Origin of the sequence: Streptococcus pluranimalium, assembly GCF_047785705.1 — a bacterium.
In the GTDB taxonomy this organism is placed as follows: domain Bacteria; phylum Bacillota; class Bacilli; order Lactobacillales; family Streptococcaceae; genus Streptococcus; species Streptococcus pluranimalium_A.
Genome location: NZ_JBLOJV010000023.1, coordinates 1 through 26,501, shown reverse-complemented (window position 1 = coordinate 26,501; position 26,501 = coordinate 1). Strand labels below are relative to the sequence as shown.

Below are 26,501 nucleotides of genomic sequence, written 5' to 3'. Positions count from 1 at the left end.
ACTCCAATCAGATTCTTTTTGATCATTCAGATAGGTAATTTTCAACAGAAATTGTTGCTATTTTTACTAAATCAGCTAATCTATATATAATTTATTACTGTATTTTCGTGATGGATTAGTGATGTGCGATTAAGAAATTTTCGAAAGTTTAAAAGAAGTTTCTTAAAGGTTGTATTAATCATCTCTGATTATTTATTCCAATATCTGTTTTAGTGAATTGTGGTATTATCTGATGATTCCAAAGCTAATCAACCCTCGAGCTAGATTTCTATCAAATTCCCCTACAGTTGACATTTCTTTATATAACTCTGCCACATCTTTACTTAACTTAGTATTTTTCTGTAAATTTCTTACAGAAAGGATCCTAAGTTCTTCAGCTAAACAGATAACTGATTTTTGAAAATTCGAACCTCCTTCTACCCTTTCTTTAAACTTTATTAAAAGTCGGCGTTCATCTTCAGTAGTATCAGTATTTAAGAGAATATTATAAACGCTGTTTAATATTTTTTCTTCATTGATTTTCATCGCTTTATCCTCTGTAATTAGGGTTAAAATAACCACCTCTCAATGAACTTACCCAGTCATTAGCCATAATGTCTGGGTAAGTTTGAAAGGATCCTTTTGTGACAAAGTAACCCCACTCGCCATTCTTATACCGACAAGCATATCCATTCGAACCAGAAAAAACATGCTTACAAATTCCTTTACCACCTTCAACAGCGGTGTCCAAAAGTTCAAATTGTGAAATAGCTTTTGTGTTCATGATGGATACCTCCCTAGAGTTTATCAATGATTGATTGTTGATAGTGTTTTTCAAAAAAAGATTGACGAATGACTTTTCCATTAGTTTTGTCAATGATGTCACCAATATCTCCAAAAACGTACATCCCATAACCGTAATATTCACTTCTCTTAGACCATTTAGAATATAATGCAGGCATTAAAATACGAAGCCGCTGATCTTTCCACTGAAGGATATTTTTTTGAAAAGCCTCTTTAACCCAGTCTGGTTTATCGCTAGAAGTGCTTATTTCCCAGACATCAACTTCTTTATTATTATGATCAATTATCACCATAGCATCAACAAGCATTAGGTGTTCCACCCGTGCCATAGGGAGAGCAAGACCTTGGTTTGGGAAGTTTTTTACCATTCAGTTGCTCTAAAGTGATACCTCCACCATCAAAAGCGCTGATAGCACCTCCTAAAAATAATCCCCAAAAGCCACCTTCAACAGTGGCAAGCAAGTCAGTGTCCAAAGGTTCAAATTGTGAAATGGTTTGTGTATTCATATCGAATACCTCCTTAAAATATAATTTTTGTTCGTTGCAACAGAACAATTTTAGTATAGCACTAATACTATTTTTTTGGGCGAAAAAATCCTAAATGGTAGCTATAATGTCCTGAATGGTCATTTTTTCATCATTTTTCAACTGTTTACAATGGTTCAGAAATTATTTAAAAGGTGAACCTGGACTGCTCTGCTTTAGCATCCATTGCCAAGTTTTAGGGTTCTGACTTTCTCTAGCCCATTTGGGGAAACTGGTTAAAACAAAGAAAGAAGGAACGATCTTCTTGGTTTTATCAACCATCTTTTATCCTTTTTTAGTGATAGACCAGTCTACCATGAAGGGATTTGAAATCTTATCAATAGAGAAATAGAACGTTTTCAAAGTAAAAAACGCACCATATCAGGTATCGAAAACTTGATATGGTGCGTTTAGTGACACAGGCTAATATACTCATTATTCAGACCAAGTTTTGATCAACCCCGAACAAATCATTTTGGTAAAATGATCCGTTTAAAGTTGATAGATAGCAATAATAGGAAACAGGAAAATCCAATACTATTCAATATAAAAAGCATAGGAGATAACTCTCTAAAAAAATTAAATATTGATACTACAAGAAATCCTATAGATATCATTGTAGAAACCACTTTTTTCTTATTCATAATAGTCACCTCATCTCAATAATGTATTTATAGGACTACTATTTGAATTTTAACAAAAAGTCGCAGCCCCAGTCGCAGCTCCGCCCCAAAAACCAGCAGCCGCACCAGATACAGTACCAACAATCGGTAACGTTACCGTTCCGATTGCACCGCCAGTAACTCCACCTGTTAATGCACCGCCGACCGTACCAAGTCCACATTTAATCCAACCACCACCCTCAACAGCAGCAAGTGATTCGGTGTCCAACAGTTCAAATGGTGAAATGGTTTGTGTATTCATATCCAATACCTCCTTAAAATATAATTTTTGTTCGTTGCAACAGAACACTTTTAGTATAGCACTTTCTCAAAAAATAAGTCCTTCATTTCCTGAACGGTCATTTAACTTTCCTAAATGGTAAAAATTTTACCGTTTGAGAAGATAAAACGACCGTTCAGGACATTATGTTTAGAACCTGTATTTCCAAAAATGTTACATTAAAATGGTGATAAAAAAATACGATACTGATTTAAGCAGTTAAGGATGAACCAAGAGAGAGGCTGACCTAAAAAACCAGACAGCATTGACTCCGATCTGGCTATTTGTATTTATTCTTATTACTTGCAAAGAGAGATTGTGCTGAATCAAAATCAGAAATAGATATCGATTGATCGTTGTCTTGTAACAAATGATTTCAAAACTAGCTAATCTATTCTTTTGATTAGCTGCTTGTAACTGATTGATTAGACTTGTTCGGAAACTATTTCATAATTAATGATTGCACCAATCAATTCTGCCCTTAACTCAAATCGTTTTCTACGGTTTCGATAAGGAAGGGACATGATTTGGAAGGTTTTAAATTTAGCGTTAAAATGCTCAATTGTAATACGCATCGCCGACATCTCTCTGTTCAACCGCTTATCGTCTTCAGTCAATCGATAATTTTTGGCAGGTATGAAACTGTTCTCGTGAAACTTTAAAATTCCTAAATACCCTAAATCAACGAAAGCCAATGTTGATTGGGGTAAACGTTGACCGATACTTGTTTTGAAAAGGGTAAAGTCATGCGTGTGACCATCAGAAAACGCTAGTTGGCAGACACGATGAGTCGTCAAATCCAGCACAATTTGTGTCTTTATGGTGTGTCGTTTCTTTTTACCAGAATCATTTTTGCTTTGTTTTTTGGGGGACGCTGGATTGGACTTTCCGTCACATCAATAGCAAGAGCCGAACTTGGGACAAGTCAATTGTCCAAATCAAAGCTACCTGAGGCACGAAGTGTGTCTTCTACCCAAGTGATGGTGGCATTGACCGTTGCCACACTAACGCCAAAATCAAAAGCCAACCCAACAACCGTTGAGTCGGATAGTAACGCAGGTAACGCAAGGTCAGGATGAGTTGGTCTTCCATGCTCAGACGACGAGGACGTCCCCCTTTTTGGTGTTGCATCTGATAAGCAGCGTTCAAGTGGTCAAGCATCAGCTGAAAGGTTTCTTTTTTAACCCCAATCAATCATTTGAAGTTTTCAGAGTTAAGTGTTTTGACTTTGTCATATACAGTTCCCATAGATACATTGTAGCACTTTCGGGTTACCGAACAAGTCTAGTATATCATCTGTCATACTTCTAATAGTATCTATTTTTTGATTTTGAAAGAGCATCAACTATTGACCGACTCTGTTGTGTGCAGCAGTGATACTATCTCTTATTAATAAGCATTCGACGAGTATATCTAAAACATGTTTTAAACAATCAATACTAGCAAGAGGCATTACCGGTTTTTCTTTTTTTACGATAGTGATACAACAAATATAGAGTCAAAGCAATCTCTAACATTGTTAAAAATTGATAGCCTTGGCTGATAATGGGAAAACGAATGGTAATATCTGTAAAGAGCATATAATCAAATAAAAAATGATATAAAATGATTAAGTAAATATTCTTTGTATAGTAGTAAAAAAGAGCAAAAAACAAACCTGCCATAAAAGTACTAATTAACTGAGATAACATCCCTGTCAGGCTTAATCCCCCAATGACATTGACGCTATGAAGGACAGAAAAGAACAGAGCAGATAGAAAAGTAGCTTTTAAGAGTCCTTTTTCTGGGACCATATGACTAAAAATAACACCTCTATAGACCAGCTCCTCGCTAATCCCAACAAAAAGAGCATCAATCATCGGAAGCAAGAATGTCAAGGACCAAGCAGCTAAGTGACTAATGGTAAAGATACTCATCACACCAATAGGAATTAGCACAATCAGAGAGAGAAGATAATGTGGTAATCCAGATGGTAAGGTTTTTCCATATGTGATATATGCCCAAATAGAAAATGGAACAAGGAAATAATACGTTGGTAAAAATGTAGATGAAAACTTCGGATCTAAGTACCCAACGCCAAAAAGATGATTTGATATAAATAAGCCAATTGACATGACTAACATAAAAATAAAATTTATTCGGTGATTGATTAACATCATTTATAATCTTTCTTTTATATGATAAATAGGATTCATCGCTATCCCAATGCTGAAAACCAGATATGACCTGCCATGATATCATCTTTTTAACATTCTAATATAGCGTCTTTAAATAGTCTTTTCACATTAACATGTATAATCAGGATACTTATTGAAATTGACTAGAGAAAAACTTGTCATATTGATTTTTCTTCACACTTATTTGACTTCAAAATCTGAAATCAGCTTCATTTTTCTTGTTACTAATTACTACCTGTTAAAAGAGCGTACTGCTATTAAACCATAAGTAAAGCAACCTCAAAACTATTTTTCAGCACTAGAAAACACCATAAAACTAATCATTTGAACAGCACTCCAAAAGTTACTCAAAACTTCTAACAATTGAGTCTATGAGTACAAACTGAATATCTTAACGTTAAAGATTTCTATCTTCTTTTTCCATTTTAAGAACCAAGTGATAAAGATTGCCTAATAGTAACCAACTAACCATAATAAGTCCTATTTTTAACACTATACTTTGATCAACAATACTCGTATTCCAAATCATATGAAGTAAGATAGGACCTATGAGATACCATTTGACTAAAGCGTTTTTCACTTTCATCTTTATCAATAAAAACCATGCACCAGTCATTAAAGCTGTTAGTAACCAATGACCTGCAAAAGAGCTACTTAGTCTACTAAAAGCCTCTTGGATTGGTGTTAGTTGATGATCAACCAGTGTTGACAACACATAAGTGTAATCTTCGGATAGTTGAAATCCTAAACCAACTCCTACACCAATTGCAAGTGCTATCCAAATAGATTTGACACGCAATAAATAGACTAAAACAATAGCTAAACCCAACTTCAATCCTTCTTCAACGATGGGAGGAACTATGCTGGAAATCCATTCTTTTAAAACAAGTGTATCAGGAAATAGCGCTAATAATTTACTTGCAAAAAGATTATTAATAAAACCAGCAGGTTGACCAATAACATAAATTCCTAATATAAGAGCCCAAAAATAAGCTGCTATTGACAAACCTCTTTGCCTTAATACCCATACAGTCATACCACTTATAGGAACAACATAAACAATAATTAACATCATTATCGCCGCGATAAAAGGTAACCACGACATATCCCCTTGTGATAAGGTTGTTAAAATCAGTAATTCCTTACCCAATCTCCATAGACTTAACAAACAAAGCAATAATAACAAAAAATAGCGTTTCATAATGACCTCCTCTTAAATTAAATAGTTATTCTAGTAACATACTGCAAAAGACTTAATCCAACCACATCTGCCATCGCGTGAGATAAAAAAATTGGGTAAAGATTGCGACTTTTGTGGCGATACCACCTATAATAAACAATGCCTAAGATCAGCCCAATCCCTATAGCTGTTAAAAGACCTTGATAGGTGTGGAAGGCAAAACGAACCAGTAACGATGCTAAAAAGACCCACTTCCTATCCTTGTCAGCAACAGCAGTGCAAATACCTATAAAGTACAATTCTTCATAGCAGCCATTTAACAAGGCATAAGCGACCAATGACAAATCTGTAAAGGAAGACAAGAAGGTCTGAATACCGTAGAAAATATCCCAAGGCCTTTCAAAAATCTGACTGGCAAAGTCAGGGTTAAACACTAACATGAAGAGATCCATCAGAAGTGCCAAGACAATAAACAGACTAACTCCTATCAAACTTGACCTTAGTGATAGCTTGAACTGCCACTGCTTAAAATCAAAGCGCCGCCACATAAGGTAACCAATAGCTATCAACAAGGTCAGACCCTGTACCATAATCATATAAAGATTTTGACTACTACTTGCTTGAGTCAGTGACGTAGCCGCAACTTCTGGCTGAGGATTCAAAAATAGCAAGGTCGAGTCATAGATGGGGCTACCAAATAAGATCAGCGTTAAGACAAGAATATCCCACCATTTCAGATATTTTAATTTTTTTGCCATAAATACCTCATTTTTATTATTTTTTTATATATAATGTCTTATTATATCTGTTTAAAGACTTTTTTTCAACGATTAAGATGTTTTCTAGCAAAAAACCTTATAGAGCATAACATAATCGTTACGCTCTATAAGGTCTGGGGTTTAGTATTCACCGCTTGGCACTGCCATCTAAGGCTCATTTTTTAAAGCATCTCACTTATCAATACAGGATTAACCTTGATCAATGAAAAGATTAGGAAAATCATGCCACTTCAAACTTAAGCTTGCCTTTTTTGACACCAATTTTTAGGGTATCTCCTGCGGCTAATTGTCCTGAAAGAAGGAGTTCTGCCAAATAGTCCTCCACCTGCGCTTGAATGGCACGGCGAAGTGGGCGAGCGCCCATCTCCATATCATAACCGTCTTCAGCCAAGTGTTTCAGAGCTGATGGTTGGAATTTAAGAACAATAGCTTGCTCAGCTAGCTGCTTGATTAACGGTTGCACCATAATCTTAACCACATCTTTCATGTGATCTTGGTTTAGGCTATGGAAGACCAATTTATCATCAATACGATTGATAAATTCAGGGCGGTAGGCTTTCTTAAGTTCTTCCAAGACGCGTTTCTCCATTGCAGCATGATCCTGTGACAAGTCCTTAGCACCAAAACCAACTGTCTTATCATCACGCAGAGCCGTCGCTCCAAGATTTGAGGTCATGATAATGACCGTATTTGAAAAATCAACCTTACGGCCACGACTGTCCGTCAACATACCATCATCCAGCACTTGCAAAAGGACATTGAAAATATCAGGATGCGCTTTTTCAACTTCATCAAATAAGAGCACCGAGTAAGGTTTTTGACGCACTTTCTCCGTCAACTCTCCACCTTCATCGTAGCCGACATAACCCGGAGGAGCACCATTAAGACGCGAGGCAGCAAACTTTTCCATATACTCCGACATGTCAAAGCGGATCAGAGCAGATTCATCGTCAAAGAGGACTTCTGCTAAAGCCTTAGCCAACTCTGTCTTACCAACTCCAGTTGGTCCCAAAAACATAAAAGATCCAATAGGCCGCCTGCCCGTACGAATGCCAGACTGATTACGACGGATGGCCCGACTAAGGGCTGAAATAGCAGCATCCTGACCTATGACACGCTTGTGCAACTCTCTTTCTAAGTTAAGATACTTTTGATGATCTGCCTGAGTCATTTTTTCCACAGGAATCCCTGTCAGACGACTAAGGGTAGACATGATGTGATCTTCGGTTACCTTGACAACTTTTGGAGTAGCAAGTGTTTTTTCCTTCTTGAGTAAACGTGAGACCGCCTTAAAATCACCTTCTAAAAGCGCCTTATCAATAGGAGAAAGGACTGCTTGCGCCTCTTTCTTAACCATGGTCTGAACGGTAGCACTCGCTTCATCCATCAAATCAATAGCTGAATCAGGCAAGCGTTTATTAGTCATGTAACGATGAGCTGATTTAACAGCTGTCATTAACGTTTCATCTGAAAGTGAGACATGGTGGTAGGCTTCATAGCTTGGACGAAGACCCTTTAAAATCTCAAAAGCATCTTCAATAGAAGGCTCCTCAATCGTTATTTTAGCAAAACGACGTGAGAGGGCTGCATCTTTTTCAATGTGCTTTTGATACTCCTCTTGGGTGGTTGCCCCAACCATATGAAGGCTCCCACGAGAAAGGGCTGGTTTTAAAATGTTGGCGGCATCAAGAGCACTATCCATACCACTACCAGAGCCCATAATCGTGTGCAATTCATCCACAAAGAGGATAATGTTACCGTCATCCTCAACAGCAGCAATGATTTGGTTCATCCGTTCTTCAAAATCCCCACGAAAACGCGTTCCTGCAACTACACTCGTCATATCCAATTCTAAGACACGCCTGTTGCGCAATTCATAAGGAATCTCTCCGCTAGTGATGCGCTGTGCCAGACCGTAGGCTAGAGCTGTCTTACCAACACCAGCATCCCCTACCAAGACAGGATTATTCTTTGTTTTTCGACTCAAAACTTGCACCATACGGGAGATTTCCTTATCCCTACCTACAACTGGCTCTAGGCTACCTGCTTGTGCCATAGCTGTAAGGTCACGTGTGAAATCTGATAATTCCCCTTCGATTGTTGGTGGTTTTATCATATCAACAAACTGGTTAGACTTTGGACGTTTTGGTTTTTTGAGTTCATGGATGGCCTTGACTTGATCCTTAGAAAAGCCAGCATGTTTCTCCAAAGTTTGACGTAAACTAAAGAGAGAAGCCCCCTCACCATCATTTTTTAGCTTAAAGCCAGCCAATTCCAAAATCCGAATGGGCATCAACTGTGGGCTCAAGAGTATGGCCATCAGGACATGCTCCGTTCCGACTTGATCATCTCCAGTGATATGACTAATCTCCTCTGCAAATGCTAACAACTCAACGGTTGCTAGTGATTGCTTGTGCAATGTAAACTGCGTTACCTTATGATCAAACGTTTTTTCAGATGCCAACATGGCTGCAGCAACGTAATCATTATCACCAGTCTCATCATCAAATTCTTGGAAAGTCAGACCAGCAATCGTTTGAGGACTGGAAATCAATCCAAGTAGTAGATGCCAACTTTCAAGCAGTTGACAAGAAAAGCGTGTCGCAATGAGTTGTGACAAGCCAAAGACTTCTTGCATTTTTTGTGAATACTTAACCATTATGATTCCTTTTTCCTATCCAAACAATGAAGGATTTTTGTTAACATCCTAGTTCTAATAAGAGCAGCATCCTGACCTAAGACCGCATCAGATGCTATGGATAAGAGCATATTGCCCTCACGCTCTGTGATCACCTTCTCTTCAAATAACAACTGAATGACATCTTCAAAGATTTGTTGGCTAACCTGATCACCAATGTTAGTCATCAAAGAGCCAAAAAGTTGATGATTGTCAGAAAATTTGACCTTGGCAATACGAATGTAGCCACCCCCACCTCGCTTGCTCTCGACCAAATAGCCCCTGCTTTCTGTAAAGCGTGTCTTGATGACATAGTTTATCTGACTAGGAACAACATGAAAAGAATCTGCCAAACTAGAACGCTTAATTTCTGTCATCCCTGATTGAGCTAGTAATTTTTTGATGTACTCTTCAATTTGATCTGAAGTGTTTTTTAAGGGCATGAAAGACTCCTTTGTGATTTGACTATAACTGACTATCATTATATCAAAATTCGCCAACATTTAAAAATGAAAGCTCTAGACGCTTCAACACTTCTCTTTACTTGTCAAATTCCCCTTTAGACTTACAGACACATCCTAAAAGAAAGAGAAGCCATTATTTGAGATGACATTGTTTCATATCACATTATCATTATGACTACATACTCCAAAATCAGTATCTCTCGTTTGGGGATTATAAGTCGCATCAATTTTGCTTGTTTCGATCAAGAAATGTTAGCCATTTTCATGATTGCAAAAAAGCCTGAGACTTCGTCCCAGACCTCATTATTATCGACAATCAATAATTATTTGCCAAGTGCTGCTGCCATTGTAGCTGCAACTTCATTTTCAAAGTCGTTTGAAGCTTTTTCGATACCCTCACCAACTTCAAAACGTGCAAATGCAACCACTTTAGCGTTTACTGACTCAAGGTATTGTTCAACTGTTTTGCTGTCGTCCATGATGTAAACTTGTGCAAGAAGTGTGTACTGTTGGTCAACTTTAGTGTTGTCAAGCATGAAGCGATCCATTTTACCTGGGATGATTTTGTCCCAAATTTTTTCTGGTTTCCCTTCAGCCGCAAGCTCAGCTTTGATGTCTTCTTCAGCTTTTGCAATCACTTCGTCTGTCAACTGTGCTTTTGATCCATACTCAAGGTGTGGAAGCGCTGGTTTGTTAACCATAGCACGTGATTCATTGTCTTGATCAATAACGTGGTTAAGTTGTGCCAATTCATCTTTGACAAATTGCTCATCAAGCTCAGTGTATGAAAGAACAGATGGGTTCATCGCAGCGATGTGCATTGAAATTTGCTTAGCAAGTGACTCGTCACCACCCTCAATCACTGAGATAACACCGATACGACCACCATTGTGTTGGTAAGCACCAAATGCTTGATCATCAGTTTTCTCAATAACTGCAAAACGACGAAATGAGATTTTTTCTCCGATAGTAGCCGTTGCATTAACGTATGCTTCTTCAAGTGTTTCACCTGAAGCCAATTTAACTTTAACAGCTTCGTCATTGTCAGCTGGTTTAGCTGCCGCGAGTGCTTTTGCTGTTTCATTAACTAAGTCAACGAATTGAGCGTTTTTAGCCACAAAGTCAGTCTCAGCGTTAACTTCAACTACAGCTGCAACGTTTCCATCAACGTAAACGCCAGTCAAGCCTTCCGCAGCGACACGGTCAGCCTTTTTAGCTGCTTTAGCCATTCCTTTTTCACGGAGCAATTCGATTGCTTTATCGATATCACCGTCAGTTTCAACAAGTGCTTTTTTAGCATCCATAACGCCAGCACCTGATTTTTCACGCAATTCTTTAACGAGTTTCGCAGTAATTTCTGCCATGAGTAAATCTCCTCTTTTATTTTTTAAAACAAGAGGACAGAGCAGGAACGCTCTGCCCTCTTGGGTTGGTTCAAATGTTGGATTTGTACTTTTCTTCAACTGTAAAGCTGAATGGTACAGGGACTAACATCCTAATGAAAAAGATAAATCTCCTTGTGCGCAAGCGAACAGCATCGATTTCCTATTTTCATACGAATTTTTCACGTCCTTTGTTTTGTAACGTATTAATTGTAACCAAGCTAAGGGGTTTTTAATTTAGATAACTTGCTAGCAAGTCCCTAAACTTTTGCCGCCTTTTAACGCTCTTAGCAACTTATTTACCTTCTACAACTTCAACCATTTCTTCGATTGATTCTGGAGTTGCGTCGTCTTGGAAGTCTGCACCAGCATCTTCACCTTGATTGCCTTCAATAACAGCATCAGCTAATTTAGATGTAATCAACTTAACCGCACGAATAGCATCATCGTTTGATGGAATAACCACATCAATCTCATCTGGATCAGCATTAGTGTCAACCATCGCTACCACAGGAATACCAAGCTTTTTAGCTTCTTTAACAGCAATCTGCTCTTTATGCGGGTCAACGATGTAGATCACATCTGGAATACGCGGCATGTCTTCGATACCACCCAAGAATTTTTCAAGACGTGCACGTTGTTTATTTAACAAAGCAACTTCTTTCTTAGGAAGAACGTCAAAAGTACCGTCTTCTTCCATACGCTTGATTTCTTTCAACTTAGCGATACGCTTTTGGATCGTATCCCAGTTTGTCAATGTTCCACCCAACCAACGGTGGTTGATGTAGTATTGACCAGCACGAGTAGCTTCTTCTGCTACTGCTTCAGCTGCTTGTTTTTTAGTACCAACAAACAAGATTACCGCATCGTTTGCTGCTGCATCACGAATAAAGTCGTAGGCTTGATCAGCTAATTTTACGGTTTGCTGAAGGTCGATCACGTGGATACCATTACGCTCAGTAAAGATATACTTAGCCATTTTAGGATTCCAGCGGCGAGTTTGGTGACCAAAGTGAACACCAGCCTCAAGAAGTTGTTTCATTGAAATTACTGCCATGAGTAGTTTCTCCTTTAATAATGTTTTTTCCTCTCCCAGCCGTCAACTTGCACAACCACCACAAGGGCAACAGTCCCACAATGGAGCTCGGATGAGTATTTGTTGTTATCACAACCTACTTAGTATAACAAAAAAATAACGTTTTTTCCACTATATTCTATGATAAAACCTAAAAAAATTCACCCAGATTTAACTTGAAAGTGAATTTTTTAGGTTATTTAAGCGCTAAGCTTTGTCTTATAGCTATTGACATTGAAGATTGAGCTGCTCTAAGTATTTAAAACATTATTTGCTTATTCTGGGGAAACATATTCTTTATAACCATCTGTTTCGAGATTAGCTATTAAATTAGCTAAATCTTGAGTAGTAGAACTAGAAATTTTATTAGCTGTTTCTAAATCTAGTGTATTGTCAGGTTTCACATAGTAACTATAGCCATAATAACCATAATAAACTTTTGTTTCTGTATCACCAAAAAATGTTTTAGAATCTGTAATTTTGTAAACACTTACTAAATGAATTTGACCAGATGCTTTGGAGTCATAACTACTGGTTTGATATGAAATATAGCTACTTTGTTTTTCAATTGTATATTTTGATGATTCTGTGTTTTCAAACCTTGATTTTACAAAAGAATCATTTTTAGATAAAGCATCATTTAATTGTTTTATATTTGTAATTTCATCCAAACCAGAGACCTTAATTTCAATACTATTATTTTCTAATTTAATCCCTTTAGTTTTCAACTTTTGTAAGTATTCATCTGTCAATGTAAGTTTAACTGTATCACCATTCTTATAAGCCACTGAAGAGTCATCAGAGTCATCGGAATATTTAAAGATTTCATAACCATCATCTTTTGGAATTTCAATAACACCGTATCCATTAAAACCACTAATTTCCACAGGATGTTTTTTTAAAAATTCTTCTTGAGATAGAACTTCAACTTTTTTCAATCCTTTCACTTTAAATGTTTTTTTCTCTTTTTTAAAAGGTGATTGACTAGATCTTGGAATAAGTGATAAGACTACTGTATCGCCATTACTAAGAGAGTCTGTTTTATCTAATTGGTAAGTCACATTTTCAATATAAATTCTTGCTTTTTGGTATTTCTGTGATTTTTTAATATCTGAATATATCTCAGACATCATAATAGGATCTGTATTGATAATATCTTTGGTTTCGTTTTTACTAAATCCTGCTTTACGATAAGCAATTTGTTGAATATTTTGATGTATAGATGCATTGTCTAAGGACGCTGTTCCATAACCATCATATCCTTCAAAAGAAACTTTAGCATCCTGTAAAACACTCTTAGGTTGCGATTGAACAACATAATATCCTAATAAAACAATCGTTACTACGATGACTCCAATGACTTTAGCCTTGTTTGTTATAAGAAATTCCTTAACCGACATCTGATATAGCTCGCTTTCTATATTATAAAATTGGTGAAAATTATTGTAATTATCTTGATTAATACCTGACTACTAATATAAGTAAAGATAATATATGATAATCTTACTTTTTGTTAGTCATTGCATTAACCAAAACGTCTGTTTGAGTTTGCGTGTGGGTTGCAACATTAGTATTATCATAGCGTCTTTGAATCAATCCTTCAATTGTTTCTTTACATGCTAGTATGTTTGTTTTTTCAAAAATAATGGCATTAATGGTATGCTCTCCACCAGATGCTAGGTTTAATTTTAAATTAGTTTGAAAAGAACTTAGTACAGTAGCTATGCCATAGGCTAATAATATTAAAGAACTAACTAGAGACTGATCTAACATAACAACTCCCAATATGGCAAAAATAACGCCCCAAGCAAAGCTTTTAAAGTCTAAGCTAAACGAGTCATCCACACTGGCAATCTGATTGACAGGAATGGTTTTATTTTGAGACCCTAACGGGATGATTTTCAAGATAGTATTAGGGTTAGACGTTTTTACAAAGTCCCCTTCAAGTGCTATTGACGATTTTAGATAAAAAGTTAGATAAGATGTGATAAACGATTGCTTCATGTTGATAGTCTCCATAATTTCCTAGTTTTTGAAAACTATTATATATATATATTGTCAACCCCTATTTTTGAGGAATTATCATTCAAAACTGATAACATTTTTAAAATCTCTTGCCTAATTTTTTAAAACAGGCTATACTTAAGTGTGATGTTTAACTGGTTAAGCAATCAGTTGCTCAACTAAATTTAAGTTACGGAGGTTACATGATTCGAAAAATTATCAAACTATTTGTTGCCATTATGTTTGCTATTGTCTTAGTCGGTTGTCAGTCACAGAAGCCTGAACAAACTGCCAAAGGTAAGCGTATTGTTACCAGTTTTTTCCCTGTCTATGCGATGACCAAAATGGTCTCTGGGGATTTAAACGAGGTCAAGATGATCCAGTCTGGCGCAGGGATTCATGGCTTTGAGCCTTCTCCTACAGATGTCGCTGCCATTTACAATGCCGACGTCTTTATTTACCATTCTAAGGTTTTAGAATCTTGGGCTGCTGATTTGGCTAATCAAGCTGATACGAACAATCATCAAGTCCATTTCTTGGAGGCTTCAAAGGATTTGCCCTTAGACCGTGTGGAAGGTTTGGAAGATGTCCCTGTGATCGAGGGGGTAGACGAAAAGAGTCTCTACGATCCTCATACTTGGACAGACCCTATCTTGGTGGGGAAAGAAACTCAAGCTATTGCTGATTATTTATCACAAATAGATCCAGATCATCGAAAAACCTACCAGGAAAACGCCAAAAAGGTCATTAAGCAAACCGAAGAACTGACTGAAAAATACCAGAAAAAGTTTGCAGAGGTTGCCCAAAAAGAGTTTGTCACACAGCATACAGCCTTTTCTTATTTGGCCAAACGCTTTGGGCTAAGCCAACTTGGCATTGCTGGTGTCTCAGAAGAAGAGCCTAACACCCGTCAGTTGGCTGAGATTGTTGATTTTGTGAAGACTTACAAGGTTAAAACCATCTTCACCGAATCAAGCGTTTCACCAAAACTAGCTAAGGTTGTTGCTGATGCCACGGGGGCTAAAATCAAGACCCTTAGCCCTTTGGAGGCTGACCCTAAAGATGATCAAAACTATTTAGAACATCTGGAAACTAACTTGGCTATTTTATACCGAGAATTACATTAAAAAAGGAGAAGACATGAAAAAATCATATTACTTATATGGTGCAGCCTTGGCCATGTTAGCCGTTGGGCTGACAGGCTATGGTATTGGCAAAGAAACGGCTAAAAAAACGTCTGATAGTAGCATTTCTTATGTCAATGACAAGTCCACCAAAAAAGCCCTATCCAAGGCTAAAGGTGATAAAACACCTGACCAAATCAGCGCTGAAGAGGGTATCTCTGCGGAGCAAATTGTCATCAAAATCACAGACAAGGGCTACGTCACATCCCACGGTGATCACTACCACTTCTACAATGGTAAAGTGCCTTATGATGCTTTGATTAGTGAAGAGTTGGTGATGAAAGATCCCAACTATGTTTTTAGCCAAGAACATGTGATCAATGAGGTCAAAGACGGCTATATTATCAAAGTAAATGGGCAGTATTACCTTTACCTCAAAGAAGGAGCTAGCCGCAAAAATATTCGAACAAAAGAGCAAATCGCTGAACAAGCTGAAAAAGGACGCCGAGAGGCAGCCGAAAACGCTAAAGCTGGGGCAACAACTGGTAGTAAGGCAGCAAACTCGAAAAAAGCATCACTAGAAGCTAAGAAACAGCAAGCTGCTATCTCAAAAGCTAAAGCTCAGGGGCGTTACACCACAGATGATGGCTATATCTTTAGTCCGACAGATGTCATTGATGATCTAGGAGATGCTTTCCTAGTCCCACACGGTGATCATTTCCACTTTATTCCTAAATCAGACTTATCTGCCAGTGAATTGGCAGCCGCTCAACATTATTGGAATAACCGCTCGTCATCTCCTAATAAGACAACCGTCGCTGGAGCAGGTACAGGATCACACGCAGTTGCTCAACCAAGCAACGCAACTCCAGCTACTCAGCCACCATTAATCTTAACAAACCCAGGTAACTCAGCGGGTCAACCTACCATAATTGTTAATCCAACTGTAGGAGGAGGCCACCACACGATTTCAGGAAATCCTAACAGACCTGGAACACTGGCCTCTAATGGTACTACCATCAATGTCCCAAATGTTGCTCAAACCACTAAGACTTTCGATGAGTTGTTGGCTATTTTACACGCTTTACCACTAAGCAACCGTCATCAAGAGGGAGACGGGCTGGTATTTGAACCAAATCATGTTATCCGAAAAACCAATCGTGGCTATGTTGTCCCTCACGGAAACCACTACCATGTTATCCCAGCTTCAACATTATCAACTTTAGAAATACAATTAGCTGAAATGCACCTTAACGGTCAAAAAACAGTCCCTACATCTACGCAAGAGCAACCAAACAAGGATAGCGACAACAAGGATCAAACTAAGCCTGTAGTCACTCCAGAAAAAGATAAAGATGCAGCGGCACCAGAGTCATCATCAGATACGACAGAAGCACCTGCACCATCTACTGACAAGGATAAGGACAAAGAGGATACTACCAGTAGCCAACCCGCTCCTATAGAATCAACTGAAAATCCTACTACTGGAGCAACTGATGACCACACCTCTGAAGAGGATGAGCATGACGTGGTCAAAAACATCAATCTATTTGACGGTTCAATCATCAAAACACCAATGGGACAAGATGGTATCCCTTATGAGACTGACGATGGTTACATCTTTAGCAAAGAATCCATTGTCAGCTATGATGATTTTGGTATCATAGCAGAGCATGATGGGCATGAACACTACGTGCCTTACGCAGATCTTGATGATGATGAATTGCAAGAAGTGGCTAGCGTTATCAACAACCACTCAGGTAAGGTTAGTCGTATTCAAAACAGCTCTTTTAGTAACAAAGAAATCGCTGATAAACTCCTTTACTTGTCTTTAGAAAATGATGTTGCTCTTGAGAGTTTGAAGGTGACAGGTAACAAAGTCATTATTCCTCATGGCAATCATACGCACACAGCCAACCTTGAGGCCATTAAAACAGCCCTCAGCCGTAAGGATTACGATAGTCAAGAAGAATATGATGCTAGCTTGATTAGTTTCTTGATGACACAGGCCCGTAGAGATTATAAGACTACTGATATTCGTCGTGTGGATGGTTACTTGTTGATCAATGGTGAACAAAAAGTTGACCTATCAACCATCAAACTACCTTTCGCCTTTGATAGCATTGATTTTAGTCGGTTGAAAACAGCCGTTGACCCTTATGAAGACAAACTTAACTACATTGCCAAACAATACAACATCAAACGTGGAGATATTTACCGCCTTTATGACAATATTGTCTATGTTAGCCAACAAGGACTACCAACAAGTGTTGATCTACGCTTGATTGATATCACAGCACCTCTTATCTACACACTTGATAAAAACGCTGATATCGAAGCCTTGAAGAAAAAAGCGGGTATTAAAGATTCAGTACCACCAACAGATAGTACCACTCTACCAAAACCTGTCATCCCAAGTACTGACCAAGAGGATGCTCCTGAAGTGATTGACGCTAAACTAGACTACATCGCTAAGCAATACAAGGTCAACCGTATTGAGTTAGTGCGAGACGGTGATATCGTCTTTATCAATGATTGGAACGCTCCACCACCAGTATCGCTTCGTTTAGTTGACATCAATGAGCCAATTATTTACACTTTGAAAAAAGAAGACGATAAAAACTCAGAAACGAATCCTAAGGAAGGAGAGGCTGAACCTAAAGAGGATGCCACTGCTCCTAAAGAAGAGGACCCTAAAACTCCTTCTGAAAACGAAGAAACACCAAAAGAGCCTTCCGAAGATAAGGATTCAGAAGTAGCGCCTGTTATACCCAATCCCGCCGACGAGGATGAAGACCCTTATGACACCAAAATCGCTGCTATCGTAGCAGCAACAGGGCTTTCAACAGATGAGGTGGAAGAACGTGTGACAGCATTAACTCTGGAATATGCCGTATCAGTAGAAGCACTAGAAATTGTTGGCAATAAATTATCATTTTATGCTAATGGTGTCAAAATAACTTATGATATCATCAATCAAGAAGCAATCTAATGCTTACTTCTTAGATATTTTCTAGCTCATAAATCCCTCAGATAGTTGCTGTGCAACATTTGAGGGATTTTTATTGCCCAATAGCGTAGAGATGAGATAATCTGCTAAAAATACCTAGCTCTCAACATAAGGACACTAGGCATTTTTTCATACTTATAACCTGCAAAATGGTAAAACACCCTGATTTCAGCCTTGACCTTCTTTGCTTTTTACGTTAAAATAGATTTATAGTGGCGGTATAGCCAAGTGGTAAGGCATGGCTCTGCAAAAGCTTGATCGTCGGTTCAAATCCGTCTACCGCCTTTTTATACCTGATTTAACAGGATTTAACCGAATGAAAAGCCCGATTTTACGGGCTTTTTTGATTTTCCGTTCGGTTAAATCCGGTTAAATAATGACAAGTTGGTGGGCAAAAAATCCACAAAAAACCACTCTGTCAACTCAACTCTCTTCTAAAAGTTAGACACAAAATCTAACGATTAAAAGGCTTTTCTGATATAATAAAAGCATGACTAATGCGACAAATAAACTACTTTTAATCGATGGTTCGTCGATTGCTTTTAGAGCATTCTTTGCTCTTTATCATCAGATTGATCGTTTCAAAAACGCTAGCGGCCTTCATACCAATGCCATTTATGGCTTTCATCTTATGCTTGATCACCTCATCGAACGCCTACAGCCTACTCACATTTTGGTAGCTTTTGATGCTGGCAAAACAACTTTTCGTACAGAGATGTATGCTGATTATAAGGCAGGTCGTGCTAAAACGCCCGATGAATTTCGCGAGCAATTTCCCTATATTCGGGAAATGTTAACAGCTCGTGGCATCGCCTTCTACGATTTGCCTCATTATGAAGCTGATGATATCATCGGAACGCTTGATAAGATGGCTGAGTTGGAAAACTTTGACGTCACTATTATCTCTGGGGATAAGGACTTGATTCAACTGACCGATCAAAATACGGTGGTCGAGATTTCAAAAAAAGGGGTGTCTGAGTTCGAAGCATTCACCCCAACCTACCTGCTAGATCAAATGGGGCTTACTCCTAAGCAATTCATCGACCTCAAGGCTCTTATGGGAGACAAGTCTGATAATATCCCCGGGGTGACTAAAATTGGCGAGAAGACTGGACTTAAACTGCTCTTAGAATACGGTGGTCTTGAAGGTATCTATGACCATCTCGATGACATGAAGCCGTCCAAAATGAAAGAAAACCTCATCAACGATAAGGAGCAAGCCTTCTTGTCTAGAACACTGGCTACTATCGACACCAAGGCTCCTATTACTATCACACTAGCTGATACAATTTATAAAGGTACACAAATTGATGAGCTCCTTCAATTCTATGATGAGATGGGCTTTACGCAATTCAAAAATACTTTGGCGAGAAATATCGACACACCGACTTTTGAAGTAACATTTGAGGAAGTTACTGATATTTCTAAAGCACAGTTTAGCGACCAAGACTTCTTCTATATAGAATTGCTCAATGATAACTATCATATCGAGCCAATCATTGGATTTTCCTGGGGAAGCAAGCAAGGCATTTATGCCTCAACAAACCTTGACTTACTACAAGAACCTGCTTTCCAAGAGGCATTAACTAGACCAATACAAACCTACGATTTCAAGCGTGCCAAGGTCTTACTGTCTCATCATGGTATCGAATTACCAGAACCTAGCTTTGATAGTCGATTAGCCAAATACCTCCTCTCAACGGTTGAAGACAATCACCTATCAACTATCGCTCGTCTTTATACATCACTTCCGCTAGAAAGTGATGAGATCATCTATGGCAAGGGGGCTAAACGTTCCGTACCAGATAGGACAATCCTGCTTGCTCATTTGGCTAAAAAAGTCCAAGTACTCATCGAAAGCAAGGATCAAATGCTGGCTAAACTAAAAGAAAATGACCAGCTGGACCTCTTGTTTGATATCGAGCAGCCCTTAGCCAATATTCTTGCCAAAATGGAAATTGCCGGAATCACCGTCAACGGTGACACCCTAGCTGACATGGCTCTGGAAAATCAGGTGGTGATTGATCAATTAACACAAGACATCTATGAGATGGCCGGCCAACAATTCAACATCAATTCCCCAAAACAATTAGGAACACTACTCTTTGAGACCATGGAACTACCTTTGGAGTACACCAAAAAAACCAAAACAGGCTATTCAACTGCCGTAGAGGTCCTAGAGCGCCTAGTCCCCATTTCGCCGATTGTCTCTAAGATTCTAGAATATCGCCAGATCACCAAACTCCAGTCTACTTATTTAATCGGTTTACAGGAGTATATCAGAAGCGATGGTAAAATCCACACACGCTATGTTCAAGATTTGACACAAACGGGTCGCTTATCATCTACCGATCCAAATTTACAAAACATTCCTATTCGTTTGGAACAAGGGCGATTGATTCGTAAGGCTTTCACCCCATCAACTGAAAATGCGGTTCTCCTTAGCTCTGACTATTCTCAGATTGAACTTCGCATTCTCGCTCATATTTCAGAGGATGACCATCTGATTGATGCTTTCAAACACGGTGCGGATATCCATACCGCAACAGCTATGCGTGTCTTTGGTATTGAAAGGCCTGAAGACGTCACTAGCAATGACCGTCGTAACGCCAAGGCTGTTAATTTTGGTATCGTCTATGGTATTTCTGACTTTGGCCTTGCTAATAATCTAGGCATTCCACGAAAACTTGCCAAAGAATATATCGAAACTTACTTTGAGCGTTACCCTGGCATCAAGAATTACATGGAAACTGTCGTTCGTGACGCTAAGGAGAAGGGGTATGTAGAAACCCTCTTCAAACGTCGTCGTGAACTACCAGATATCAATTCACGCAACTTTAACGTGCGAAATTTTGCAGAACGCACAGCAATCAACTCACCTATCCAAGGAAGTGCAGCAGATATCCTTAAAATTGCCATGATTAACCTAGACAAAGCCCTTATCGATGGCAACTTTAAAGCTAAAATGCTCCTTCAAGTACATGATGAGATTGTTCTTGAAGTTCCAGAAGATGAAATTTCAGCTGTCCAAACCTTGGTCAAGACCGTCATGGAAACTGCCTTTGACATGACCGTGCCACTTTTGGCCGAAGAATCCTATGGCAAAACATGGTATGAAGCAAAATAAAGCCTCAAAAAATCACCTTAAGATTTTTTTAAGCTAAAAAAGTTACACTATAGTCACTCCTAAAAAATCTTTCTTTTTATAATCTCCTAACCCAAGCTCAATGAGATGAGCTTGGGTTTTTGATATTCCAAGAATTACCCTATCTGTTAGCCATTAAAAAGAGAGCCAATTGGCTCTCTAGGTTAATCTCATCATACTACAGTTAATTGAATTAAGATTAGGACATCGATGAATCATTTTGATAAACGCTAATACTGTTAGCTATACTTTGTCCTAATCTATTTTCAATCCACTATATTACTGATAAAAACTTCGTTAAACCTTATCCTCAGGCAAGTCTCCAATAACCTCATAGCTGGTCAATCCTGGCTGAGGTATTTCTTTGGAAGCTTGATTTGAAGTAGTCAAGCCAGTGCTCCCGTAATTGGCATCTTGGTGGGCTTCCACGGTTTCATAAGCGTGAATAATCTCAGCAACTACTGGATGACGAACCACATCCTTAGCTGAAAAATAGACAAAGTCAATCTGCTTGATGGAGGCTAGTGTCTCAACCGCATCAATCAAACCCGATCTGACCTTACGTGGCAAATCAATCTGACTGGTATCTCCATTAACGATCATTTTAGAATTAAAGCCAAGACGCGTCAAAAACATCTTCATCTGCATAATGGTGGTATTTTGTGCTTCATCCAAAATCACAAAAGCATCATCCAAGGTACGACCACGCATATAGGCTAAAGGCGCTATCTCAATAATCTCACGCTCCATAAGGCGGCTGGTCTGCTCCTTACCTAAAATATGATAAAGCGCATCATAGACAGGACGTAGGTAGGGATCTACCTTCTCCTTTAAATCACCTGGTAAAAATCCTAAACTCTCGCCCGCCTCTACCGCAGGACGGGTCAGAATAATACGCTTAACCTGACCACGCTTAAGAGCCGTCACTGCTAGGGTCACCGCCAGAAACGTTTTGCCTGTACCGGCAGGTCCGATACCAAAAACCACATCGTGTTTCTTGACGCTATCAACATAGATTTTTTGCCCCAAAGTCTTAACGCGAATGGATTTGCCATGATTATCCTTGATAATCTCCTCTTCATAAAGCGCCACAAATTTATCAATAGTGCCATTTTCCGCCATGGAAAGGGCAGTAACCACGTCAGAAGTGTTAATGATCATGCCACGATCCACCAAGACCAATAAGGCCTGAATCGTTAGACGTGCTAACTCGAGAGATAGTGGATCATCAGCTAATATCTGAACGCGCTCAACTCTAGCATGAATAACAATATGAAGACGCTCTTCAATCAGACGCAAATGACGCTCATTGGTTCCAAACAGAGACAGGATATCATCAGGATGGTTAAGACGAATGTCTACAGAATACTCTTGCACATTAAACCCTTTTCTTTTATTAAAGTGACTTTATTATATCAAAAATACCGCTAAGATAATACTAAAAGCCTAAACAAACCTATCAAAATAAGACTTATCATAGATGGTACTCATTCAAAACAAAACCTAACCTTTTTATAAGAATGATCTATGACGATGATTTTCAACGGTTAATAATCTAATATTAATACCAAAAAATCGTTACTCATTTCACAATTTTGGGTCTTTTTTTTAAAAAAATCATTGAGTATTATTACTACAGCAAGAGACTATAATACACAAAAAGACTAGGATTTTTTCATCCTAGCCTTATAATATCTAGTCAAATAAGTCAGTCACAATGTTTGAGTGGGTTTTCTTGTGATGAATGACTTTTTAGCCTGTTCTCTTTTGAAATACTCGTTCTCAAGACAGTCTTAAAGGCTGATTATTGACCAGAGTGTTTTTTGATGATTTCTTCTTGAACAGACTTAGGAACATCCTCGTAGTGGTCAAAGACCATCATGAAGGTACCGCGTCCTTGTGTTGCAGAACGAAGGGTTGTCGCGTAACCAAACATTTCAGCAAGTGGGACATAAGCACGAACGATTTGGCTGCTACCGTGTGCTTCCATACCGTCTACACGACCACGACGAGCTGTCACGTGTCCCATAACGTCACCAAGGTTTTCCTCTGGTACTGTTACGGTCACAAGCATCATCGGCTCAAGAATAGCTGGTTGCGCTGATTTAGCTGCTTCTTTAAGAGAGAGCGATGCTGCAATCTTGAAGGCTGTCTCAGATGAATCGACATCGTGGTATGATCCATCATAAAGTTTAGCTTTAACATCAACTAATGGGTAGCCTGCCAAGACACCATTTGCCATAGACTCAACAAGTCCTTTTTCAACGGCTGGAATAAACTCACGAGGAACGACACCACCAACGATAGCGTTCTCAAACTCGAATCCTTTACCTTCTTCATTTGGTGTAAATTCAATCCAAACATCACCAAATTGACCTTTACCACCTGATTGGCGTTTGAAGAATCCACGAGCTTGAGTAGAAGCGCGGAATGTCTCACGGTATGATACTTGAGGAGCACCAACATTTGCTTCCACTTTAAACTCACGTCTCATACGGTCAACAAGGACGTCAAGGTGAAGTTCACCCATACCTGCGATAACGGTTTCACCCGTTTCAACGTTTGTCTCAACACGGAAAGTTGGATCTTCTTCAGCAAGTTTTTGAAGGGCAATACCCATTTTATCTTGATCAGCTTTTGATTTTGGCTCAACCATCAATTGGATAACTGGTTCTGGAACATTGATTGACTCAAGAATAACTTTAGCTTTCTCATCAGTCAATGAATCACCAGTTGTTGTATCTTTCAAACCAACAGCAGCAGCAATATCTCCAGCGTAAACTGTTTCAATCTCTTGACGGCTGTTTGCATGCATTTGAAGGATACGTCCGATACGCTCACGTTTCCCTTTTGACGTATTCATCACGTATGAACCAGAGTTAAGCACACCAGAATACACACGGAAGAAGGTCAAACGTCCTACGAAAGGATCGGTCATGATCTTGAAGGCAAGAGCTGCAAATGGCGCTTCATCAGATGCTGGACGCTCTTCTTCGGCATCTGTATCAGGATTGATACCCTTGATAGCTGGGATGTCAAGTGGGCTTGGAAGATAGTTAATAACGGCATCAAGCATCAACTGAACACCCTTGTTTTTGAAGGCAGAGCCACAAAGAACTGGGAAAAATTCAACATTGATCGTCGCTTTACGAATACCTGCCATCAATTCTTCATTGGTGATTTCTTCACCTTCGAGGTATTTCATCATGAGATCTTCATCAGTTTCAGCTACTGCTTCAATCAATTTCTCACGGTATTCTTCAGCTTGTTCAAGGTATTCTGCTGGAATATCTTCTTCAAGAATGTCTGTTCCAAGATCGTTAGTATAGATTTCAGCCTTCATCTTGATCAAGTCGATAATACCGCGGAAGTCATCCTCTGAACCGATTGGCAATTGAATCGGATGCGCATTTGCTTGAAGACGATCGTGAAGCGTGCTTACTGAGTAAAGGAAGTCCGCACCAATCTTGTCCATTTTGTTGGCAAAAACGATACGAGGAACACCGTATTCAGTCGCTTGACGCCAAACCGTTTCTGTTTGAGGCTCAACACCTGACTGTGAGTCAAGAACAGTTACCGCTCCATCAAGAACACGAAGGGAACGTTGTACTTCGATTGTAAAGTCAACGTGTCCTGGTGTATCAATAATATTAACACGGTGTCCATCCCATTGTGCAGTCGTCGCAGCAGATGTGATCGTGATACCACGCTCTTGTTCTTGCTCCATCCAGTCCATTTGTGAAGCACCTTCATGTGTTTCACCGATTTTGTGGATTTTACCAGTGTAGTAAAGAATACGCTCAGTAGTTGTTGTTTTACCAGCATCGACGTGAGCCATGATACCGATATTACGAGTTTTTTCTAGTGAAAATTCGCGAGCCATTAGGTTTCTCCTATAAATTTTATTTTACTTATTTATTATAGCATTATTTAAGAAAAACGGATAGGCAGGACCTACCCGTTCAAAAATGCTATGTTAATGTTGGAAGGGAATTTGCGATTACAAAATCCCAGTATCTTAGCATTGAACTCAAGCTACAAGTCATTGACAAATAGTATTTTCAAGAAGTTGAAGCTTCTCGTTTTTTTCACTTTATCTAGGACTTGTTTAAGGCTCTTGTATCTTAGATTACCAACGGAAATGTGCAAAGGCACGGTTAGCTTCTGCCATTTTGTGTGTATCTTCACGTTTTTTAACAGATGCACCAGTATTGTTTGCGGCATCCATGATTTCTTTCGCAAGACGCTCTTTCATGGTGTGTTCACCACGAGCACGTGAGGCATTGACCAACCAACGTAGTCCAAGTGTCACACGACGTTCTGGACGTACTTCAACTGGTACTTGGTAGTTTGATCCACCAACACGACGAGCACGTACTTCAAGTACAGGCATAATGTTATCCATAGCTGTTTCAAACACTTCAAGAGCATCTGTCTCAGTAGATTCTTTGATAGTTGCAAAGGCATCATAAACGATTGATGATGCTGTACCACGCTTACCATCAAGCATCACACGGTTGATAAGACGTGTCACAATTTTGGAATGGTATAATGGATCTGGTAATACTTCGCGTTTTGGCGCTCTATTTTTACGACTCATTGTTTCTTATCCCCCTTCTATTACCCTTTTGGACGTTTCGCACCGTATTTAGAACGGCCTTGTTTACGATCTGCTACTCCAGCTGTATCAAGAGCACCACGAACGATGTGATAACGTACCCCTGGAAGGTCTTTAACACGTCCACCACGAATAAGCACAACACTGTGTTCTTGTAGGTTGTGACCAATACCTGGAATGTAAGCAGTTACCTCAATAAGGTTACTTAAACGTACACGAGCAAATTTACGAAGAGCTGAGTTAGGTTTTTTAGGTGTCATTGTTCCAACACGTGTTGCAACACCACGTTTTTGTGGCGCTGATAGCTTCGTGTGGACTTTTTTATGGCTGTTGTAACCAATATTCAAAGCAGGTGAATCTGATTTTTCAATTTTAGATTTGCGTGGTTTACGTACCAGCTGGTTAATTGTAGGCATCTACATTTCTCCTGTAAAAATTTTTAGTTTTGGTTGAATAAAGCGATTGGTGACATCCTTTATTTGGTGTGTACTTTTGCAACATTTGTCAGCACGTCTCTGTACACTTTTGAGAGACCAAAAGTAAAAAGTACCGTTTATTATAATACCACAATATCATTGATAAAGCAACTGATTTTTCTCAAAAGCTCATTATAACA

22 protein-coding genes, 1 tRNA gene and 2 pseudogenes are annotated in these 26,501 nt (G+C 38.9%); 5 read left to right on the top strand and 20 right to left on the bottom strand.

Annotated features, from left to right (window positions below):
- Positions 1–225: 225 nt before the first annotated feature.
- The 16 genes and pseudogenes from ACMZ6Z_RS06550 to ACMZ6Z_RS06475 form a co-directional block, all read right to left on the bottom strand.
- A complete protein-coding gene (locus tag ACMZ6Z_RS06550; RefSeq protein ID WP_416131772.1) occupies positions 226–525 on the bottom strand; it encodes a bacteriocin immunity protein in 300 nt (99 codons plus the stop codon).
- Positions 526–529: 4 nt separating this feature from the next.
- Positions 530–763: a garvicin Q family class II bacteriocin gene (locus ACMZ6Z_RS06545; protein ID WP_416131771.1), complete on the bottom strand. Its 234-nt coding sequence runs from the start codon at positions 761–763 to the stop codon at positions 530–532.
- A gap of 13 nt (positions 764–776) precedes the next feature.
- The gene (locus ACMZ6Z_RS06540; protein ID WP_416131770.1) at positions 777–1,091 is read right to left on the bottom strand and encodes a hypothetical protein; all 315 of its coding nucleotides are present in this window, start codon (positions 1,089–1,091) and stop codon (positions 777–779) included.
- Positions 1,081–1,290 (bottom strand): ComC/BlpC family leader-containing pheromone/bacteriocin, encoded by a 210-nt coding sequence (locus ACMZ6Z_RS06535; RefSeq protein WP_416131769.1) that lies wholly within the window; start codon positions 1,288–1,290, stop codon positions 1,081–1,083. The genes ACMZ6Z_RS06540 and ACMZ6Z_RS06535 overlap by 11 nt, the downstream gene beginning before the upstream one ends.
- Before the next feature lie 162 nt (positions 1,291–1,452).
- Entirely contained in the window at positions 1,453–1,590 is a 138-nt protein-coding gene (locus tag ACMZ6Z_RS06530; RefSeq protein WP_416131768.1) for a hypothetical protein, read from the bottom strand.
- A 411-nt stretch (positions 1,591–2,001) separates the two neighbouring features.
- Positions 2,002–2,232 carry a Blp family class II bacteriocin gene (locus ACMZ6Z_RS06525; protein ID WP_416131767.1) on the bottom strand — a complete coding sequence of 77 codons (231 nt, stop codon included), beginning with the start codon at positions 2,230–2,232 and terminating at the stop codon, positions 2,002–2,004.
- Between the two features lie 443 nt (positions 2,233–2,675).
- A pseudogene (locus tag ACMZ6Z_RS06520) lies at positions 2,676–3,444 on the bottom strand (IS5 family transposase).
- A gap of 245 nt (positions 3,445–3,689) precedes the next feature.
- Positions 3,690–4,409, bottom strand: coding sequence for a CPBP family intramembrane glutamic endopeptidase (locus ACMZ6Z_RS06515; RefSeq protein ID WP_416131766.1), 720 nt, complete (start codon positions 4,407–4,409; stop codon positions 3,690–3,692).
- A gap of 415 nt (positions 4,410–4,824) precedes the next feature.
- The gene (locus tag ACMZ6Z_RS06510) at positions 4,825–5,628 is read right to left on the bottom strand and encodes a PrsW family glutamic-type intramembrane protease (protein WP_416131765.1); all 804 of its coding nucleotides are present in this window, start codon (positions 5,626–5,628) and stop codon (positions 4,825–4,827) included.
- Between the two features lie 17 nt (positions 5,629–5,645).
- Complete coding sequence (locus ACMZ6Z_RS06505) at positions 5,646–6,365, bottom strand: CPBP family intramembrane glutamic endopeptidase (RefSeq protein ID WP_416131764.1); 720 nt, start codon at positions 6,363–6,365, stop codon at positions 5,646–5,648.
- A 241-nt stretch (positions 6,366–6,606) separates the two neighbouring features.
- Positions 6,607–9,045, bottom strand: a complete 2,439-nt coding sequence (locus ACMZ6Z_RS06500) for an ATP-dependent Clp protease ATP-binding subunit (protein ID WP_416131763.1) — start codon at positions 9,043–9,045, stop codon at positions 6,607–6,609.
- Positions 9,045–9,506, bottom strand: a complete 462-nt coding sequence (locus ACMZ6Z_RS06495) for a CtsR family transcriptional regulator (protein WP_416131762.1) — start codon at positions 9,504–9,506, stop codon at positions 9,045–9,047. Before ACMZ6Z_RS06495 ends, ACMZ6Z_RS06500 begins: the two co-directional genes overlap by 1 nt.
- Positions 9,507–9,850: 344 nt before the next feature.
- On the bottom strand, positions 9,851–10,891 hold the full coding sequence (tsf, locus tag ACMZ6Z_RS06490; protein ID WP_416131761.1) for a translation elongation factor Ts: 1,041 nt from the start codon (positions 10,889–10,891) through the stop codon (positions 9,851–9,853).
- A 313-nt stretch (positions 10,892–11,204) separates the two neighbouring features.
- Positions 11,205–11,966: a 30S ribosomal protein S2 gene (gene rpsB / locus ACMZ6Z_RS06485; protein WP_416131760.1), complete on the bottom strand. Its 762-nt coding sequence runs from the start codon at positions 11,964–11,966 to the stop codon at positions 11,205–11,207.
- Positions 11,967–12,259: 293 nt separating this feature from the next.
- On the bottom strand, positions 12,260–13,384 hold the full coding sequence (locus tag ACMZ6Z_RS06480; RefSeq protein WP_416131759.1) for a hypothetical protein: 1,125 nt from the start codon (positions 13,382–13,384) through the stop codon (positions 12,260–12,262).
- 103 nt (positions 13,385–13,487) lie between these two features.
- Entirely contained in the window at positions 13,488–13,988 is a 501-nt protein-coding gene (locus ACMZ6Z_RS06475; RefSeq protein WP_416131758.1) for a hypothetical protein, read from the bottom strand.
- Between the two features lie 203 nt (positions 13,989–14,191).
- On the opposite strand from ACMZ6Z_RS06475, the gene ACMZ6Z_RS06470 reads away from it, so the two are divergent.
- The 5 genes and pseudogenes from ACMZ6Z_RS06470 (at position 14,192) to polA (ending at position 21,249) form a co-directional block, all read left to right on the top strand.
- Positions 14,192–15,115 (top strand): metal ABC transporter solute-binding protein, Zn/Mn family, encoded by a 924-nt coding sequence (locus ACMZ6Z_RS06470; RefSeq protein ID WP_416131757.1) that lies wholly within the window; start codon positions 14,192–14,194, stop codon positions 15,113–15,115.
- A 52-nt stretch (positions 15,116–15,167) separates the two neighbouring features.
- A pseudogene (locus ACMZ6Z_RS06465) lies at positions 15,168–16,383 on the top strand (pneumococcal-type histidine triad protein); the annotation flags it as partial.
- Positions 16,356–18,104: a pneumococcal-type histidine triad protein gene (locus ACMZ6Z_RS06460; protein WP_416131773.1), complete on the top strand. Its 1,749-nt coding sequence runs from the start codon at positions 16,356–16,358 to the stop codon at positions 18,102–18,104. The pseudogene ACMZ6Z_RS06465 and the gene ACMZ6Z_RS06460, both read left to right, overlap by 28 nt.
- Positions 18,105–18,336: 232 nt before the next feature.
- Positions 18,337–18,407, top strand: a tRNA-Cys gene (locus tag ACMZ6Z_RS06455).
- Between the two features lie 205 nt (positions 18,408–18,612).
- A complete protein-coding gene (gene polA, locus ACMZ6Z_RS06450) occupies positions 18,613–21,249 on the top strand; it encodes a DNA polymerase I (protein ID WP_416131756.1) in 2,637 nt (878 codons plus the stop codon).
- Positions 21,250–21,564: 315 nt separating this feature from the next.
- Here polA and ACMZ6Z_RS06445 read toward each other — a convergent pair whose 3' ends face one another.
- The 4 genes from ACMZ6Z_RS06445 to rpsL all read right to left on the bottom strand — a co-directional run bounded on the left by ACMZ6Z_RS06445 (position 21,565) and on the right by rpsL (position 26,301).
- Positions 21,565–22,644 (bottom strand): PhoH family protein, encoded by a 1,080-nt coding sequence (locus tag ACMZ6Z_RS06445; RefSeq protein ID WP_416131755.1) that lies wholly within the window; start codon positions 22,642–22,644, stop codon positions 21,565–21,567.
- 427 nt (positions 22,645–23,071) lie between these two features.
- Positions 23,072–25,150: an elongation factor G gene (fusA, locus tag ACMZ6Z_RS06440; protein WP_416131754.1), complete on the bottom strand. Its 2,079-nt coding sequence runs from the start codon at positions 25,148–25,150 to the stop codon at positions 23,072–23,074.
- Positions 25,151–25,396: 246 nt separating this feature from the next.
- Positions 25,397–25,867: a 30S ribosomal protein S7 gene (rpsG, locus tag ACMZ6Z_RS06435; RefSeq protein WP_416131753.1), complete on the bottom strand. Its 471-nt coding sequence runs from the start codon at positions 25,865–25,867 to the stop codon at positions 25,397–25,399.
- A 20-nt stretch (positions 25,868–25,887) separates the two neighbouring features.
- Positions 25,888–26,301, bottom strand: coding sequence for a 30S ribosomal protein S12 (gene rpsL / locus ACMZ6Z_RS06430; RefSeq protein ID WP_159543253.1), 414 nt, complete (start codon positions 26,299–26,301; stop codon positions 25,888–25,890).
- Between the last annotated feature and the right edge of the window lie 200 nt (positions 26,302–26,501).